Source organism: Kribbella sindirgiensis (assembly GCF_004331435.1).
In the GTDB taxonomy this organism is placed as follows: Bacteria; Actinomycetota; Actinomycetes; order Propionibacteriales; family Kribbellaceae; genus Kribbella; species Kribbella sindirgiensis.
This window is the reverse complement of the sequence record NZ_SJKA01000007.1, coordinates 68563-86187: the sequence shown is the minus strand read 5'-3', so window position 1 is coordinate 86187 and position 17625 is coordinate 68563. Positions and strand designations below refer to the sequence as shown.

General features: G+C 69.0%; 13 protein-coding genes and 1 pseudogene. 3 read left to right on the top strand and 11 right to left on the bottom strand.

The genetic code is table 11. The features are described from left to right. Position 1: 1 nt before the first annotated feature. Complete coding sequence (locus E0H50_RS21075; RefSeq protein WP_131291198.1) at positions 2-535, bottom strand: helix-turn-helix domain-containing protein; 534 nt, start codon at positions 533-535, stop codon at positions 2-4. Positions 536-634: 99 nt separating this feature from the next. Between E0H50_RS21075 and E0H50_RS21070 the strand changes: the two genes are divergently transcribed. The 3 genes from E0H50_RS21070 to E0H50_RS21060 are packed head-to-tail and all read left to right on the top strand — an operon-like array spanning position 635 to position 7468. After that, entirely contained in the window at positions 635-2149 is a 1515-nt protein-coding gene (locus tag E0H50_RS21070) for a serine hydrolase domain-containing protein (RefSeq protein WP_202868255.1), read from the top strand. A gap of 43 nt (positions 2150-2192) precedes the next feature. Next, positions 2193-3557, top strand: a complete 1365-nt coding sequence (locus E0H50_RS21065; RefSeq protein ID WP_131291197.1) for a lipase/acyltransferase domain-containing protein — start codon at positions 2193-2195, stop codon at positions 3555-3557. Further along, positions 3554-7468: a WD40 repeat domain-containing protein gene (locus tag E0H50_RS21060; protein WP_131291195.1), complete on the top strand. Its 3915-nt coding sequence runs from the start codon at positions 3554-3556 to the stop codon at positions 7466-7468. Before E0H50_RS21065 ends, E0H50_RS21060 begins: the two co-directional genes overlap by 4 nt. Here E0H50_RS21060 and E0H50_RS44545 read toward each other — a convergent pair. The 10 genes and pseudogenes from E0H50_RS44545 to E0H50_RS21010 all read right to left on the bottom strand — a co-directional run. Next, positions 7455-7535, bottom strand: a pseudogene (locus tag E0H50_RS44545) (hypothetical protein); the annotation flags it as partial. The gene E0H50_RS21060 and the pseudogene E0H50_RS44545 sit on opposite strands and share 14 nt — an antisense overlap. Positions 7536-7640: 105 nt before the next feature. Next, a complete protein-coding gene (locus E0H50_RS21050) occupies positions 7641-8249 on the bottom strand; it encodes a maleylpyruvate isomerase family mycothiol-dependent enzyme (protein ID WP_238151116.1) in 609 nt (202 codons plus the stop codon). A 39-nt stretch (positions 8250-8288) separates the two neighbouring features. After that, on the bottom strand, positions 8289-9476 hold the full coding sequence (locus tag E0H50_RS21045) for an RNA polymerase sigma factor (protein WP_131291191.1): 1188 nt from the start codon (positions 9474-9476) through the stop codon (positions 8289-8291). Further along, positions 9473-9817 (bottom strand): YciI family protein, encoded by a 345-nt coding sequence (locus E0H50_RS21040; RefSeq protein ID WP_131291189.1) that lies wholly within the window; start codon positions 9815-9817, stop codon positions 9473-9475. Before E0H50_RS21040 ends, E0H50_RS21045 begins: the two co-directional genes overlap by 4 nt. A 77-nt stretch (positions 9818-9894) precedes the next feature. Beyond that, entirely contained in the window at positions 9895-10824 is a 930-nt protein-coding gene (locus E0H50_RS21035; RefSeq protein ID WP_131291187.1) for a DUF1177 domain-containing protein, read from the bottom strand. Between the two features lie 15 nt (positions 10825-10839). Next, a complete protein-coding gene (locus E0H50_RS21030) occupies positions 10840-12447 on the bottom strand; it encodes an OPT/YSL family transporter (RefSeq protein WP_131291185.1) in 1608 nt (535 codons plus the stop codon). Then, complete coding sequence (locus tag E0H50_RS21025) at positions 12444-13112, bottom strand: AroM family protein (protein WP_131291183.1); 669 nt, start codon at positions 13110-13112, stop codon at positions 12444-12446. Before E0H50_RS21025 ends, E0H50_RS21030 begins: the two co-directional genes overlap by 4 nt. After that, positions 13109-14782, bottom strand: coding sequence for an ABC transporter ATP-binding protein (locus E0H50_RS21020; protein WP_131291181.1), 1674 nt, complete (start codon positions 14780-14782; stop codon positions 13109-13111). Before E0H50_RS21020 ends, E0H50_RS21025 begins: the two co-directional genes overlap by 4 nt. After that, positions 14775-16040 carry a M20 family metallopeptidase gene (locus E0H50_RS21015; protein WP_131291178.1) on the bottom strand — a complete coding sequence of 422 codons (1266 nt, stop codon included), beginning with the start codon at positions 16038-16040 and terminating at the stop codon, positions 14775-14777. Before E0H50_RS21015 ends, E0H50_RS21020 begins: the two co-directional genes overlap by 8 nt. Next, positions 16037-17611 carry an ABC transporter substrate-binding protein gene (locus E0H50_RS21010; protein WP_131291176.1) on the bottom strand — a complete coding sequence of 525 codons (1575 nt, stop codon included), beginning with the start codon at positions 17609-17611 and terminating at the stop codon, positions 16037-16039. Before E0H50_RS21010 ends, E0H50_RS21015 begins: the two co-directional genes overlap by 4 nt. Positions 17612-17625 lie beyond the last annotated feature (14 nt).

Below are 17625 nucleotides of genomic sequence, written 5' to 3'. Positions count from 1 at the left end.
ATCAGCTGTCGGGCAGCGAGAACAGCGACAGTACGACGCGGTCCTTGCCCGGCGACTCGGCGAGGTAGGGCTCGATCAGCTTCTCGAAGCCGGCCCGGACCACTGCCATGTCCTCGGAGCTGAGGTAGAGGGCGAGCTGTGAGTAGCCCAGCTGGTGCAGCCGTGGGTACAGGTCTCCACTGTCGACAACACGGTCGAAGTCGGCGGCCAGGCGGGTCAGGAGCATCAGGAACGCCTGCCGGTGCTGGTCCGGGGTCATCGCGCGGGCTTCGCGCTCGTCGATCCGGCCGACCTTGGTCTGGTCGAGGGTGAGGGTTCGTTCGGTGGTACCGCGGATCTTGCGTTCGCGGACGACCGTCAGGTAGCCGGCGTCGATCAGGGCGGCGACGTGCCGGTAGAGGGTGGTCGCCGGGATGTCGGGCAGGTCGCGTTTCAGGTCCGTGGTGGTCACCTCGCGGCCCAGCACCCGCTGCACGATGCGCCAGCGGATCGGGTGCAGCAGCACGTCCAGCACCGGGGTCGGGGACTCCTCCATCGGCTCTCCATCAGGGTTCTTTCAGGGTATCCATTGATACCAACTCTGGTAATAATAGCGACATCGGAAGCATTCCTACCCGCCCGAGGAGACGTTGACGTGTCGCTCACCCGTCGTACCGTGCTCAAGTCCGCGGCCGCTGCCGTTCCGGTTGCCGCATTGTCCACCCTGCCCACGTCGGCGACCGGTGTGCGTGAACCGGCCGGGATCGGGCGCCTGGCCGAGAAGATCGAGGCCGGGATGGCGAAGTACGCGATCCCCGGGGCCGGTCTCGGCGTCTGGTACCGCGGCCGGGAGTACGTCCGCGGCTTCGGCGTCACCAGCGTGGACACCGGCGAACCGGTCTCCGGTGACACCGTGTTCCGGATCGGCTCGACGTCCAAGACGTTCACCGGGACCGCGATCATGCGACTCGTCGAGCGCGGCCGGATCAGCCTGGACCGGCCGGTCCGCGCCTACCTTCCGGACTTCGCGACACAGGACCCGTCGGTCGCCGCACGCGTCACCGTCCGGCAGTTGCTGAACCACACGGCCGGCTGGCAGGGCGACTACTTCTGGGACACCGGCCAGGGCGACGACGCACTCGCCACGTACGTCGCCGGTATGACGAAGGTCCCGCAGCTCACGCCGCTCGGGAAGGTGTTCTCGTACAACAACGCGGCGATCGGCGTGGCCGGGCGGATCATCGAGGCGGTGACCGGGAAGCCGTACGAGACCGCCGCCCGCGAACTGGTCGTCGATCCGCTGGGGCTCGCGCACAGCAGGTTCTTCCACAGTGAGCTGGACGGTTTCAGCGTCGCCGCGTCGCACAACATCGTCGACGGCAAGCCGGTCGTCGAGCCGTCGTTCGACGCGATGCCGCGGGCGCTGAACTCGATCGGCGGCCTGATCTCGAGCGCCCGTGACCAGCTCCGGTACGCGCGGTACCACCTGGGGCATCGTGACCTGCCCCGACTGCTCAGCGACCGCAGCAGGCTGGCTATGCAGTCGCACCCGGGTCCGGGCGGCACGCTGTTCGTGGAGCTGAACGGGGTGGGTGTCACCTGGATGCTGCGGCCGACCGCGCAGGGCCCGACGGTGGTGCAGCACGGCGGCGACTGGTCAGGTCAGCACTCCGGCTTCCTGTTCGTGCCGCAGCGGGACTTCGCCATCACGTTGCTCACCAACTCCGAGAGCGGCCCGTCGCTGGTGGCAGAGCTGTTCGGGGACGACTGGGCCTTGCAAGAGTTCGCCGGTGTCAGCAACCTGCCCGCCGTACCGCAGGAGCTGCCGCCGAGCCGGCTGGCCGCCTACGAAGGCACCTACGTCTCCCAGCAGATCGGTTTCGACGGCAAGCCGGAGGAGCTCGGTCTCGACCTCACCGCCGACAGCGGCGAGCTGCTCGCCGGTGTGGGCGGACAGGCGCTGTTCCGATTCGCCTTCTACCGCAAGGACTACGTGCTCGCGCAGAACCCGGACGGCACACCCACGCACGTCCGCGCCAACTTCGTCCGCGGCACCGACGGACAGGTCGAGTGGCTCCGGTACGGCGGCCGCCTGTTCCACCGTCAAACCACCGGTCAATCAGCCGCGGTCCGTCCGGCCAAGCTTCGCCACCCGGCCACGGTCTGGTAATTCGCCCGACCCGGATCGAGACTGAATCCGGGGGTGGGTTCGGATGGACGCAGTGGGGGCCGTGTCCCGGGATGCCGTCATCGTGATCCCGGGAATCATGGGGAGTTCGCTGGCCGACGTCGAGTCGGGGGATGTCCTGTGGGGACTCGACGACGCGAGTTGGTGGGTCAGCGCGTGGACGACGGGAAGAGCGCTCAAACGTTTGGCCGTCACGGATGACGAACGGGCCGGCCGGACCGGCCGCGTTCGCGCCACCGGGTTGTTGCGCTTCCCGGCGTTCGCACCGGTACTGAAGGGCTTCGAGCCGTACACGAAGTTGCTGGCCGGGATCGGACGGGTTCTCGCACATCCAGATGCGTTGTGCGAGTTCCCGTACGACTGGCGGCTGTCCGTGGAACACAACGCGCACGAGCTCGAGCGACTGGTCGACCGGCACCTGTCCCAGTGGCGGGCGCATCCGTCCGGCAGCGCGGACGCCAAGGTCGTCCTGGTCGCGCACTCGATGGGCGGCCTGGTCGCCCGGTACTACCTGCACGTGCTCGGCGGTACCTCGGACGTGCGGACGACGGTCACGCTCGGCACGCCGTACTACGGCTCCGTGAAGTCGGCGTACATCCTCAGCTCGGGAGACGGCCTGCCGATTCCGCGCAAACGTCTGCGCAAACTGGTCCAGCACATGCCCGGGCTGTACGACCTGCTGCCGTTCTACCGCTGTGTCGACGAAGGTACGACGGCGCGCCGGCTCGAGCCCGGCGATATCGCGAGCCTCGACGGCGACCGGGAGCTCGCCGAGGAATCCCTGCTGCGGCACGACAAAATCGTGCAAGGCGAGGCCGGCAGTCTGCGGCTGCTCATCGGCATCGAACAGCCGACGATGCAGAGCCTGTCGATCCGCGACGGCGAACTGACACCGCTGATGCACACGTGCATCACCGATCCGGCCGGAGTGATCCGGGAGCGGCTGGATCTGCGCGGCGACGGCACAGTGTTCCGCCGGTCGGCCGCCGGGTTCGGCCTGCCTCCCGGCACGCTCCCGCAGTCCCATGGTGCCGTCGCGGCAACCGAGGAAGCGATCTCGCACGTGCGCGACGTACTGACCAACGACACCGCCGGTCCGCCGCTCGGACCTGGGGAGATCGGCATCGACGTACCCGACGTCGTCTCTGTGGGAGAACCGCTCACCGTCACGGTGACCGGCGCGGACGCGGCCGGTACGACCTGCCGGGTCGTCGACGCCTTCAACCGCTGGCAGGTCGCGGTGCCGCCGTTGGAACGTCGGGACGGGATACTGACCGCCTCGGTCGTCCTCGGTGAGCCAGGCGTCTACCGCGTCGAGGTGAAGGGCGGCGGCGCCTCGGCCGTCACCGAGCAGGTCCTGGCGGTCCCGCCCGAGGACGCGGACCGATGAGCGAGCCCGCTTTCACGATCTTCCCGATCCCGATCGCGACCTACAGCACCGAGGTACGACGGCCGTTCGCGTCGATCGCGGCGGAGGCCGACGTCAAGGCGATCGCCGACCTGCTCGCGCCGTACGGCGGGGTCGTGCATCCGTGGAGCGACGGCCGGCCGGACGCCGACTGGGTGCAGCGGGAACTGGGCGCCTGGGCCGAACGGGACGGGCCGCGGAGTTCGGTCCTGGTCTGGGTTGGCCATGGCGAGTCGGACGCGGAGGAGGCGTGGCTGGCGTCGTACAACAGCACGCAGCACCTCAAGATCCCCGGCGTGCACCCGGACGAGCTGGCGCGTCACCTGGCGGCTGAATGGACCGGCCGGAGCGAGGACCCCGGCGCGTGGACGCTGGTCGTCATCGAGGCCTGCGGCGCCGAGCGATTCGTGCAACTGCTGGCAGCGAAGATCCTGGCCAAGACGAATCCGGCCAAACGGTTCGCGCTGCTCGGTGGCGGCGGCACCGGATCGAGCTTCCTCGAGGCGGTACCGAAGGCTCTGGACCTGGCGCTGAAGTCCTTCACGCCCAACGACGAGGTCATCCGGGTGGCCGACCTGGTCGGGCGGCTGGAGGAACACCTGGCGTTCGGCTTCGCGATCCCGGTCGGGCTCGGCCAGGCCCGGCCGCTGATTCCGCCACCGCGGCCGCTCGGCGCGGGTGTCACCGCGCCCCAGGACGTCTATCTCGAGCTGGAGGCATTCCTCAAAGGCCTGCCCGAGGATCAACGCAAGTTCTTCGTCCCCAAGGCGCAGGGAGCGGAGCTCGGTGAGCCGACCTGGTACTTCGAGGGACGCAGCCGGGAGCATCGGGAGATCACCGAGTGGCTGGGCACCACCGACTCCGGGCTGCTCGCCGTCACCGGGCCGGCCGGCTCGGGCAAGTCCGCCGTACTGGGCAATCTCGTCGTGCACAGCAACCCGTCACTGCGCGAGCTGTTGATCCGCGCCGACCGCGTCCAGCGGCTGGCCGCGCCGGAGCAGCCGCCGGACGACGTCTTCGACGCCACAATCCTGCTCACCGGCCTGACGACCACGGAAGTGATCAACCGGGTGGCCGCCGACCTCCAGGAGGAACCGGACGTCTCCACCACGCTCGAAGGTCTACGGACGGTTGTCGCGGGCAGGACGGTCATGGTCGACGCGCTCGACGAGGCGCAGGATCCGTTGGCGGTGGCCGGCGTACTGCGGCAACTGGCCGAGGTCCCCGGCTGCCGGGTCGTCGTCGGCACGCGCCGTTCGACCAACGAAGGGCTCGACGACCCGGCGCCGATCGACGCCAACCTGCTCGACGCGCTCGCGCCGATCGGGACCGTGACGGTGGACCTCGATCCCGAGGCTGTGACGAGGTACGTCGAGCATCGGTTGAGCGCACTGCCCATCGACCGCGGTATCGCGGCCGCCGCCGCGCGCAGCGTCGGCGCACACAATCGCCACTTCCTCTACGCCCGGCTGGCCGTCCACGAGATCCTGGCGCGGCCCGAGTTGCTCACCGCCGAGGCCCGGCCGGAGCTCGCAGAGTTGCTGGAGCAGGACAACCGCGGCCTGTTCGCGATCGCTGTGGAGCGGCTGACGGTTGCCAACCGCAACTTCCGGCCGCTGCTCGAGGCCCTTGGCCATGCTCGTGGCCGCGGACTCCCGCGCGCCGACGGCATCTGGGCGGCTGTCGCCGGCGCGTTCACGGACGGCCGGCCCGGCGAGACCGATCTCGACAGCCTGCTCGTCGCGGCGGCGCCGTACGTGATGCTCGACGGGGAGCACGGTCAGAGCACGTACCGGCTGGCCCACCAGACGTTCGTGGAGCACTTCCACGCGCAGCCGTCGTACGCCGCCGGTCACCGACGGATCGCGCGCACACTGGCTGCACGGCAGAACGCGGCCATCGACGGTTGGGCGGACGCCAACTTCTACCCGGTGCGCTACCTCGCCGAGCATCTGGTGGCCGACGCGGACCGGATCGCACCGGCGTCCCAGGCGGTCGTCGACCTGGTGACCGATGCCGGCTGGCTGGCCCGCGCGGTCGACCTGCTGGGCGTCGACCAGACCGACGCGGTCATCACCGCGGCCAAGCTCGTGATGGAACAGGACGCGTCCCGCGACGACGTCGACGCGATGGTTCGGTGGATGACGACGTTCCAGCCCGTCGACGTCGTGGAACGCACCCTCCGCCGGAGCCGGACCGCTCTCACCCGCGATCCCACTCAGCTCGCCGGGCAACTGCACGCGAGGTTGAAGGAGTACCCCGGTGCCTCCATGACCGGGCTCGGCGACGCGGTCGGCGAGCTCGCGACGGCACCTTGGCTGCGGATGGTGGAGGGCAGCCTCGACTGGAGAGCGGATCTCGAGTCGACCTACAGCACGACCGGGAAGGTCCGCGGTCTCGGCTTCGGTCATGTCGACGACCTCCCAGTGGTCGCGATCGCGGTCGACACCCGGATCGAGCTGTGGGATCCGCGGACCGGCGTACCGGATGTCAGGTCGATGATTCCGCTCGGCCACCGGGCGACCGCGGTCGCGATGGCGGTCATCGACGGTCGCCCGGTCGTGGTGACCTCGGCCGGGTACGACCGGATCCTCGAGGTCTGGGACGCCCGCACCAAGGAACGGATCGCCGCCGCGGACGTCGGTCTGGGGCACGCCCTCGGCGTCGGCCTGGTCGACGGGCGGCAGGTCATCGCCGGTGTGGATTTCGACAGCTCGCTGACGATGGTCGACGCGCTGACCTTGCGGCGGTTCGACCCGCCGCCGGCGCTCGCGCGTCTCGCCGTACGCGGATTCGGGGTCGACGACGACGGTGGGTTGGTCCTCCTCGCCGTGCAGGACGAGCCTGGCCCCGAGCAAGCCCATCGGATCGTGCTGATCAATCCCGCCGACGGCCGCGAGAGCTGGCGGACCGATCCGATCCAGTTCGACGGCGGCAGTCTGCTGGACGTCATGGCGGGCGCCCGGATCGGCGCGCCGTTCGTGGTCGCGGCGGGGATCGGGAGGCGCCTGCTCTGGTTCACCGACGGGCATGTGTACGTCGAGGAGTCGCCGTACGACGAACGCACCCGGGCCATCGCGATCGGCGTGGTCGCCGGACATCCGATCGTCGCCGTGGCGCCCGACTACGACAACACCACCTTGGTGCAGTTGCAGCAGATCGAGTACGACGCGACCCGCGAGGGTGTCACGCTCTCGCGGCTGCGCAACGCCTCGACCGAACGGTGGCGTTACGACGGGTTCGTGCCGACCACGGTCCCGGAGGCGCTTGGCAATGAGCCGCCGCGCGACATGTATCGACCTCGGCCACTCGACGTAGACCGGCCGGAAGACTGGCCGCAGTCGGTGGCGGCGGCAGGTGAGGTGGACGGCGTGCCGGTGATCGCGACGGGATCGGTCGACGGTGCCGTCTGGGTCTGGGACCGGCGGACCTTGGCTGGGGCGGGCGAGCGTCCACGCGCGATCGCCGGGCCGTTCGTCGAGTTGTCGTCGTACATTCTCGAGCACGGCTGGGATCTGTTGTACGTCAAGCCGAACCTGGAGCAGGCGACCTCGGTGGCCTTGGGCAACCTTCCCGGGTTCGGCGCGATCGTCGCGGTGGCGTGCGACGGACGGGCGCGGCTGTACACGATCTCGGACGGGAAGCGGATCGAGAACCCCGCGGACCGCGCCTCGGCGGTCGAGTGTGTGGCGATCGGATCGCTCAACGGACGGACGGTCCTGGTCACCGGATCGACCGGCGGCAACGTCGCGGTGTGGGATCCGGCGGCCGGCACCCGGATCGCCGGGCTGTACGTCGACGACCCGATCACCGATGTGACCGTCGGCTCCGGCCGGCTCCTGCTCCGGACCGCCACCCACGGCGACTACGCCCTCGAACTCAAGGAGCCGTGACCATCCAGAGGTGCCCGTCGGGGTCGGTGAACGTGGCCATGTAGGTCCACGGCTTGCGCGTCGGCGCGTTCGGGAATGCCGTCCTCGTCCGGCTCGCCGACCGGTGTCAGGCCGAGTGCCTCCTGGTAGAAGGCGTACGACCGCGGCCGGTCCTCGATGGGAAGGCTGATGATCATCGGGTCACTCCAGCGGTAAAGCGGTCGGCGTCGCGACCGGACAGGTGGTTCGGTGGGAGGCTACGGCCGCTCAGCACCAGCAACAGATCCTGTGCCGTGCCGGTGAGAGGTGTGCCGGTGCCGTAGGTCCAGGTGAGATCGGTGGCCCGCAGTTGGACATCGGTCAGGTCGACACCGAAGTACTTGGCGTGCCGTGGTCGCATCGCGTCGAAGACGATCCCCAGCCGTTCGGACGGCACCTGCCGATCGATGCCCAGCGCAACGGTCACGTCGAGGCCGTGGATCACGTCGTGCGACAGCGCGCCCTCGTAGCCGCCACCGGGCGGTTTCCACGGGTGGTTGATGTTCTGCCGCAAACACTCGACCAGCTGCGCCGGCGTCAACTCCACCGCATCCCGCCGCGCCTGCCGATCGGCGTACCGATTGAAGCTGCCACCGGCCCGCACCATCCCGGCCACGAACCGCGGCATCGACATCCGGTACGGCAGCGTGATGTGCGCAACCAACTCCCGCACCCGCCACCCATCACACAGCGTCGCCCTGTCCCAATCCTGCGGCTGCAGCCCGTCCAAGACGTCCGCCAGCTCGGCACGCTCTCCCGCCACAACACTCCTGATATCCGTCATACCCCACCGACGAACGAGTCAGCTCCGGACAGACACCTCTCGCAGCCGCTTCTCCAGGTACAGGCGTTCGGCGGTTGTGGTGGCCAGGGTTAGGGCTTCGCGGTAGGCGGTGGCGGCTTCGGGGTGGCGGTTCAGGCGGCGGAGGAAGTCGGCTCGGGTGGCGGGGAGGAGGTGATAGCCGTGGAGAGGGCCGGCGGCTAGGTCTTCTACCAGGCGTAGGCCTACGGCTGGGCCGTCTGCCACGCCGATCGCGACGGCGCGGTTGAGGGCTACTACGGGGGTCTGCGGGAGTTGGGCGTAGAGGGCGGCGATCTGGGGCCAGTCGGTGTCCGCTGCCGTGCGGGCGGTGGCGTGGCAGGCTGCGATCGCGGCCTGGACTTGGTACGGGCCGGGCTCGCTGCGGCGTAATGCGGCGTCTAGGAGGTCTACGCCTTCGGTGATCTGCGTGTGGTCCCACTGGGTGCGGTCCTGCTCGTCCAGTGTGACCAGCGCGCCGTCCGGTGCGAGACGCGTGTCTCGGCGCGCATCGTGCAGCAGCATCAGTGCGAGCAGTCCTGCGGCCTCAGGTTCGTCCGGCATGAGTTGGACGAGCAGTCTGGCCAGTCTGATCGCTTCACCTGCCAGGTTGCTCCGGACGACATCGGAGTACCCCTCGTTGAAGAGGAGGTACAGGACAGCCAGTACGGCGGGGGTCCGCTCCGGCAGGAGGTGGGCGGGTGGGACGCGGTACGGGATGCCCGCGTGCTGGATCTTCTGCTTCGCGCGGGTGAGCCGTTTCGACATCGTCGTCTCCGGCACCAGGAACGCCCGCGCGATCTCCGTCGTACTCAGACCGGCCAACGTCCGCAGCGTCAACGCCACTCGTGCTTCCATCGCCAGTGCGGGATGGCAGCAGGTGAACATCAATCGCAGGCGGTCGTCCGGTACGTCGTACGGCGGCTCTGGGTCGTACGCCATCGCAGCCACCTCCTGCAGCTTCTGTGCACCCACTGCTTCGCGGCGCAGCCAGTCGATCGCACGGTTGCGTGCGGTCGTGGTGAGCCACGCACCGGGCCGATCCGGTACGCCGTCGTTCGGCCACCGTTGCAGGGCCGCGGCGAACGCTTCCTGCGCGCACTCCTCCGCCAGCTCCCAGTTCCCGGTGAGCCGGATGAGAGTGGCGACCACCTGGCCCCACTCCTGCCGGTAGATCTCCTCGAAGGTCACACCGGCGGTTCCAGCACCGGAGGTTCGAACACGGGCCGGATCTCGATCGTGCCGTAGCCGGCCGCGGGGTGCTTGGACGCGATCTCGATCGCCTCGTCCAGGTCCGCGCAGTCGATCAGCACGAACCCGCCGATCTGCTCCTTCGTCTCCGCGAACGGCCCGTCCGTCAGCAGCAGCTCCCCCTCCCGCACCCGCACCGTGGTCGCCTCGTCCGGCGGCCGCAGCCCGGCGCCCCCGGCCACGACCCCACGCGAGTCCATCTCCTCCGTCCAGCCACCGCACCCGTCATTGGCATGCGCGGCAGCCGACTCGTCGCCACAGATCATCAGCAAGTACTTCACGGCTCTCCTCCAGAGTGTCTCCACCCCACCGACGAACAGCCCGAGCGGGAACAGACACCTCCACCGTAAAGCGTCTGTCAGCCCATGCTCTGGAGGTGGTGCATGCTGCCGTAGCGCTCTGTGAGGCGGGTGAAGTCGGGCTCGTCGTAGAAGGACGTTGTGCCGGCGCCGTAGGTTTTGGCGGTTTCGATGCAGAAGCGGGCGGCTGACTCGACGCTGGTCAGGTCGGTCGCGCCGGTGCCGCAGCCGGGGACGGCGGTCTCGGTGGTGATCGCGACGCCGACCACCGGCGCGGAGGTCGCCGTACAGGGCTGGAGGATCGAGTTGATGTGGTAGACGTCGTTCCCGTACGGCGTGATGTCCTGCATCGTGAGGGGCAGTACGACGGGCAGCCGGCCGGACACCTGGGACGCCAGGTCGAGCAGGTCCTCGCTGACGCGCAGGATCCAACCTTCTTTGACAGTGGGCGAGATCGCGAAGCCCTGGTGGTTCACGACCCGGTTGCCCTTGGTGGTGTCGACCGACAGGATCGCCTCCATCGCGTCCTCGACCTCGTGCTCGTTCATCGCGCCGACGTCCACCGGCGAATCCATGAACGGCACCGGGTCGTGCGGGCGGGTCGGGGCGTCCGGGCAGACGTGCGTCGCGACGATCACGTCACCCGGCAACTGGTCGCCACGCTGCCGCATCGAGCCCAGCTTGCCGGCCACCGCGAGCGCGACCAGCGCGCCGTCGCCGTCGGACACGAACCCGATCCGCTCCGGCCGCGCGCCGAGTCCGCCGAGCCGCCCGATGATCCCCAGCGTCGGCGCATCGCCGCCGGCGATCCGGCCCCGGCTGCCCGGGATCACCGCCCGGACGAAATCCGTGCTGCCCTTGTCGCCCTGCACCGTCGTCACGCTGACGTCGTCGACGCCATGCGCCTTCAACCAGCCGGCCACCGCCGTCCCGGAAGCAGCCGCATCGTCGAGCAGGTCGTACAGGTCGAGAACTTCACGCCATGCCATATCTGTTTCTCCTAGTCAGAATTTCGTTTTCACGAGGCTGTTGCCGAAGCCCCACAACGCGTCGCCCGCGATGAAGCCGGCCGCGGCGATGGTCATCTGCGACTCCGCCTCGGGGCCCTTCCAGCGGCGGTACGCGACCCGCAGCACGATCCCCGCCAGCACCGTCCAGCCGGCGATCGGATTGACGATCAGCGTGCCGGTGGCGAGCAGGATGCCCATCTGGCGTTTCGCGCCGCCGAGCGCCTGGATGATCGCGCCCGGCACGGCCCAGAGCAGCAACTTGCCGATCAGGTCCTGGTCGGCGCCGGCCTGGATGGTCTTGGCGTAGACCTGCACGATCGGCGGGAACAGGTCGCGGTCGAAGTACACGTGATAGGTCAGCGCGACGACCGCACCCGCGACCGCCATCCCGATGACGCCCGCGAACAACTGCTGCCGCCGCCCCGCGAGCTCGAACGCCGGGTCGCTCCCCCGGCCGCGCAGCAGCCAGCCCGCCTTGAAGTCGTACCCGGCGTCCGCGAACGCCGGTCCGCCGGCCGCGATGAACCCGACCAGCAAGGCGAGCGCGATCGGCGGGAACCCGAGCAGCATGCCGATCGTGAGGAAGATCAGCGAGGTCGCGAACGACGGGAACCAGCCGGAGTGCATTGCCGACAATCCGACGATGAACTCCGCGATGATGCACGACACCGCGGCGTACAGCACCCAGAGCACAAGGTCTCCGAACCCCAGGTCGCCGATCAGTCCGCCGGTGGTCGCGAGCAGGATCGCCGCGCCGACGTACAGGACGAAACCGCGGCCGAGACCGCGGCTGGCGGCGGAGTCGTCGCGGGTGTACGTCGTACGCTCCACAGCTGAATCGCCCGTCGACCCGGCCGGCTCCGGCGTACGGCGGCCGCGGAAGACCACCATGAGGGCCTGGATCAACGCCACCAGACCGGCGCCGACCATCAGCCCGTGCGGGATGTAGTGCGCCGCGATGTCCACTCCGAACAGGTCCGCGCTGTAGCCCCGTGCCAACAGCCCGACGCCGAACATCGTCAGCGCGACCACGTTCCCGATGAACGCCACCCCGAACGCCGACATCGGGACGCCGAGCCAGGAGCCGAACAGACCGACCGCCGTACCGGCACCGAGGAGCGCGGCCCGCTTGCCGCCTTCGTCGCCGGCCTTGATCGCCTCGGCCGCGGCGACCCCCGGCGGCCAGGCGCCGGATCCCGGGAAGACCTTCGAGTCGAAGAGCCAATACAGCATCACGAAGTCGATCAGCATCGCGAGTCCGGCGCCGATCAGCATCGGCCAGACCAGTCCGGGCCGGCCGAGGACGACCGGGATCGCGATCGGCAGCAGCAGCGAGTTCGCGGCCGCGAAGGTCGCGGTGGAGATCGTCGACTGGACCAGGTTCTGACGGTGCACCGACCGGAAAGGACGCAGTACGGCGAGGGGCACCCGGCTGAGCGCGACCGCGACCAGGACACCGATCAGCGCGGTGTTCGGCGTGACGCCCAGGGTGGTGATGATCTGCAGACCGATGACAGCACCGACGGCCGCGCAGACAACCAGCAGCCCCAGCGTCGCGGGCTCGAACGCCCGCGGGTGCTTGGTCTTCGTAGGAGTGGTCATGTCAGCTCCGCAGTGAGTCGAGCGACGACTGAACGAGACAGGACCACAGGAAGTCCGGACGCGGTCGCGGCCGCTTCACGATGCTCCTGCGTGTACCCCATACAGTCGAGAACCAGCAGTTGCGCGCCCTCCGCGGCCAGCGACCGGGCAGCGTTCTCCAACTCGGTCAGACCAGGCTGGTACGGCGTCGCCCAGGCGACCTTGATCTTCTGGTCCAGGTGCTCGAACTTCTCGTACGACTGCTGCTCCTGTTCCGCCAGCGGACACACCACGCCGACGAGCGCGTCACCCGCCAGCGCGGACAGGCCCGCGGTCAGCAGCGGTCCCGCGAGCAGCAACGGGCGGCTGTGGCGGAACGGCGGGAAGTCGCCGGTGCAGACGATCAGTACGACGTCCGCGCCGCCCGCCTCGAGAATTTCGATCGCGGCCTGCAACCGGGGCAGGACGCCCGCGCGGCCGATCACGACCGACGAGCCGTCGCGCAGCCGGGTGGTCAGCGTCTCGTCACCCGGCCGCGGCGCCAGCGTCTTCAGATCCGCCGCCGACAGCCCGTCCAGAGCACCGCGCTCACGGACCTCGACCGACGACGGCAACCACTGCCGCATCTCCGGAACCATGTCACTCCGCGGCGACTGCCCAATAGTCACAACGCCCAGGACTGTCATGCGACCGCCTCCTTGGTTCCGGCTTCGACGAGTTCGCGGCGCTGGGCGCGGTCCAGGCGCGCTCGCGGGTCGGGCGACGGCACCGCGGCCAGCAACGCCTTTGTGTACGGGTGTTTCGGGGCGGCGAAGACCTCGTCGACCGTGCCGTGCTCGACGACTTTGCCGCGGCTCATCACGAGGACCTCGTCGGCGATCAGCCGCACCACCGACAGGTCGTGCGAGATGAAGACGTACGCGAGACCGAGCCGATCCTGCAGGTCCTTCAGCAGCTCCAGCACCTGCGCCTGCACCGACACGTCGAGCGCGGACACCGGCTCGTCGCAGACCACCAGCGACGGGTTGAGCAGCAACGCCCGGGCGATGCCGATCCGCTGCCGCTGACCACCGGAGAACTCGTGCGGGAACCGCTCCAGGTGCCCGGCCTCCAGCCCGACCAGCTCCATCACCTCGGCCAGACGCTCGCGGATCCCCGCAGCGTCGAGGTCGGTGTGCAGCCGCAGCGGCTCGGCCAGTGTCCGTTCGATCGTCCACCGCGGGTCCAGCGATGCGTACGTGTCCTGGAAGACGATCTGCATCCGGGCCCGCATCGCCCGCAGCTCCTCGGCCGGCAATGCCATCAGGTCGACGCCGTCGAAGCTGACCGATCCGGACGTCGGCTCGTGCAGCCGCAACAGCGCCCGCCCGGTCGTCGACTTGCCCGATCCGGACTCGCCGACGATCGCCAGCGTCCGGCCGGGCGCCACGCTGAAGCTCACCCCGTCCACCGCGGCGACAGGTTCGGTACGCCGTCCGCGCCGCCGCCGGCCCGGGAACACCTTGACCAGATCGGACACCTCCAGAAGCGCGGGTCCTTCGGCCGGGCGAGCAGTGCGCGAACGTTCCCGGTTGGAGGGCAGGAAGCTCAGCAACCGCTTCGTGTAGTCCGCCTGCGGTGCCTCGAAGATCTGCTCGACCGGTGCGGTCTCCTGCACCTGGCCGTTGTGCATCACCGTGACCTCGTCACAGGTCTGCGCGACGACTCCGAGGTCGTGGGTGATCAGCAGGACCGACGTACCGTGCTTCTGCTGCAGGTCCATCACCAGTTCGAGGATCTGCAGCTGGGTGGTGACGTCGAGCGCGGTCGTCGGCTCGTCCGCGATCAGCAGCTTCGGCTCGCACGACATCGCCATCGCGATCATCACCCGCTGCCGCATCCCGCCGGACAGCTGGTGCGGGTAGTCCCGCAGGACCCGGGCGGTGTCGCGGATGCCGACCATGTCGAGCAGCTCGGCCGCACGGTCCGCGGCCTGCCGCCGGGACAGCCCGAGGTGCACGCGCAACGGCTCGGTGACCTGGTCGGCGATGGTCAGCACCGGGTTGAGCGCGGTCATCGGTTCCTGGAAGATCGTCGCGATCTCCTTGCCCCGCACGGCCCGCAGCGACCGGTCCGACAGGTTGGTGAGGTCCCGTCCGTCGAACTCGATCCGCCCGCCGGTGACGTGCACGTTCCGCCGCGGCAGCAGCCGGGTGATCGTCATCGCGGTGACGCTCTTGCCGCTGCCCGACTCCCCCACCAGCCCGAGCATCTTCCCGCGCGGGATGCGCAGGCTGACATCGCGCACCGGCGTGATCGGCCCGCGCGACGTGTCGATCCGCACCGTCAGATTGTCGACAGTCAACAAATCACTCATCGGCCACACCCAGATAGCGCAGTGCGGTCAGGGCGTAGGTCTTTGCCGACAATACGACGTCCGCAACCGGTGCCCGCTCGTCGAATCCGTGGATTGTCGACAACTCGGCCGGGCCGTACTGCAGCACCGGGATGCCGTGGCTGCGGAACGTCCGCGCATCCGACGACGCCCACTGCAGCACACCTTCCGCAGGCTCACCCGTGAGCTCACGCAGAGAACTGACCAGCTCGACCACGATCGGATCGTCCGGCAGCGTCCAGTTCGGCTCGCTGCGGAACCCGAGCGGCTCCACCGTCGCCTCGACACCGGCCTCCGCCAGGAGCTCGTCCACCCGCTGCAGAACCTGCGCACGGCTCAGCCCGATCGGAACCCGGGTGTCGATCTCGACAACGCACTTGTCGGCGACCACGTTGGTGGCGCTGCCGCCGGTGATCTTCCCGACGTTGATCGTCACGTGGTCGAACACCGCGCCGATGCCCGGCGCGTACCCTTCCCGCTCCTCGGCGAACACCTGCGACCGCGCGATCAGCTCCCGGACCTCGGCCGGCGCATCGGGGACCATCTCCCACAGCGACTGCAACGCGAGAATCGCCTTCGCTGCCTGGAGATTCGCGTTCGTCCCGTGCAACGGCTGCAGGCTCCCGTGCCCCGGCCGGCCGGACACCGTCAGCCGGAACCAGTTGCTGCCCTTCTGCCCGATCGTCGGGTGCGTCCGTTCGGCCGGCTCCGCGATCACCGCACCGGTCGCGCCGTCCAGCACGCCCTGATCGAGCAGCCAGTCCGCGCCGAGCGGCCCGCCCGCCTCCTCGTCGGGTACCGCGGCGAGCGACAAGCGTCCACCGAGCGGTACGCCGAGCCGGTGCATCACGACGTACGCGTGGATGATCCCGGCGAGCCCGGCCTTCATGTCGCTGGCGCCGCGGCCGCGCAGGTACCCGTCGACGACGTCACCGGCGAACGGCGGGAAGCTCCAGCGGCTCACGTCACCGACCGGTACGACGTCCGAATGCCCCGCCAGCACCAGGTGCCGATCACCCGGCGAGCCCTGGTGCGAGACCACGTTCAGGCGGCCCTGGCCGGCGTCGAGGATCTCCACCTCGACGCCCGCCTTCCGCAGTACGACGGCGATGAACTCACCGACCTCGGTGCAGTCGCCCGGCGGGTTCTCGCTCGGGATCCGGATCAGGTCACCGGCGAGCTGGATCAGCTCGTCCGCGGTCGCCTCGATTTCGGCGAGGACCTTCGACTCCCAGCTCATTTGGTCACGCTCAGCTGGAAGAAGCGGACGATGCCGTCCGGGTACGACGTGTAGCCGTCGAGGCCGGCGCGGTGCGCGACCACGATGTTGTACTCGTACAAGTACGCCCACGGCGCCTTGGTGTTGATCTCCTGCTGCGCAACGCCGTACAGCTTGTTGCGCTTGGCAACGTCTGGTTCGGTCGACGCCTGCTCCCAGGCCTTGTCCACGACCGGGTCGGAGAAATTGGCGTAGTTGCTAGAGCCCTGGCTGGTGAGCAGCAGGCCGAGGTGGTAGCCGGGGTCGTTGACGAACGACGTCCAGCGGGTGATGTACGCCTGGACCTTCTTGGTCTCCAGCGCCTCCAGGAACTGCGGCCGCGCCATCTTCTTGATGTTCATCGTGACGCCGATCTTGGCCAGCTCGGCCTGGATCAGGACCGCATCGTCGTTCCAGTCGTCGAAGCCGGACCCGAGCGTGAAGTCGAAGCTGAAGCCCTGCGGCAGTCCGGCCTGAGCGAGCAGCGCACGAGCCTTGTCCAGGTCGTGGGTGTAGGTGTAGCCGGCGTCGCTGAAGCCCGGGGTGGAGCTGGCCACCGACGACTTCATCGGAGACGCCTGACCCTTCATCACATCGTTCAGCAGCTTCTCGTACGGGATCGCGTACGACACGGCCTGCCGGACCCGCGGGTCGTCGAACGGCTTGATCTTGTTGTTCATCGCGAAGAACAGGATCTTGTTGCCCGCCCGCGAGTCGATCGTCACGCCGTCGGCGGCCTTCAGCGACTGCACGTCCTTCGGCGGCACCTCGAGCGCGAGGCCGACCTCAGCCTTCTTGAGCAGCTGGACCCGGTTCGACGCCTCGGCGATGAACTTCACGTTCACCTGACGCAGTTTGGGCTTGTCACCCCAGTACGAGTCGTTGCGGGCCATCGCCGCCTCGGTCGACGGGTCCCACTTGGTGATCTTGTACGGACCCGAGCCGGCCGTGTTGGTGGCCAGCCACTTGGCGCCGCCGTTCTGCGCCACCTTGTCCATGTCGATGATCGAGAACGAGTACATCGGCAGGATCTGCAGGAACAGGTGGTTCGGCGCGGTCAGGTCGATCTTGACGTTCTGCTCGTCGACCTTGGTGACCTTCGCGATCCCGGCCATCTTGTAGAGGAAGCTCGCCGAGCTGGACGCCTTGATGTGGTCGAACGACTTCACCACCGCGTCCGCGGTCACCGGGGCCCCGTCCTGGAACTTGGCGTCCGCCCGCAGCTTGAAGGTGTACGACGTGTTGTCCGCGCTCGCCTTCCACGACTCGGCCAGCATCGGCACGATCTGGTCGGTCTTGGCCTTCGGCTTGCCGCCGTCCTCGGTCCGGGCGTAGGTGACGAGCTGGTCGTAGGCCGCCACCACGAAGGTGTCCGAGGTGACGTCGTTCGCCTCGGCCGGGTCGAGCGTCTTGCCGCCTTCGGAGTACGCCGCGACCAGGGTGTCGCCGGCGTCCTCCGCACCGCTGCCGTTGCTGCTGCTGTTCGCGTTCGCGGCACAGCCGGAAACCGCGAGGGCCGCCGCCGCGGCGAGAGCCAGAACTGTCCGCTTCATACGCGGTCTCCTTG

Coding starts and splice junctions, on each gene's coding strand:
- E0H50_RS21030 (WP_131291185.1), bottom strand. CDS start 12,447: ATGACCACTCCTACGAAGACCAAGCACCCGCGGGCGTTCGAGCCCGCG.
- E0H50_RS21010 (WP_131291176.1), bottom strand. CDS start 17,611: ATGAAGCGGACAGTTCTGGCTCTCGCCGCGGCGGCGGCCCTCGCGGTT.
- E0H50_RS21065 (WP_131291197.1), top strand. CDS start 2,193: ATGGACGCAGTGGGGGCCGTGTCCCGGGATGCCGTCATCGTGATCCCG.
- E0H50_RS21060 (WP_131291195.1), top strand. CDS start 3,554: ATGAGCGAGCCCGCTTTCACGATCTTCCCGATCCCGATCGCGACCTAC.
- E0H50_RS21035 (WP_131291187.1), bottom strand. CDS start 10,824: ATGGCATGGCGTGAAGTTCTCGACCTGTACGACCTGCTCGACGATGCG.
- E0H50_RS21020 (WP_131291181.1), bottom strand. CDS start 14,782: ATGAGTGATTTGTTGACTGTCGACAATCTGACGGTGCGGATCGACACG.
- E0H50_RS21075 (WP_131291198.1), bottom strand. CDS start 535: ATGGAGGAGTCCCCGACCCCGGTGCTGGACGTGCTGCTGCACCCGATC.
- E0H50_RS21015 (WP_131291178.1), bottom strand. CDS start 16,040: ATGAGCTGGGAGTCGAAGGTCCTCGCCGAAATCGAGGCGACCGCGGAC.
- E0H50_RS21025 (WP_131291183.1), bottom strand. CDS start 13,112: ATGACAGTCCTGGGCGTTGTGACTATTGGGCAGTCGCCGCGGAGTGAC.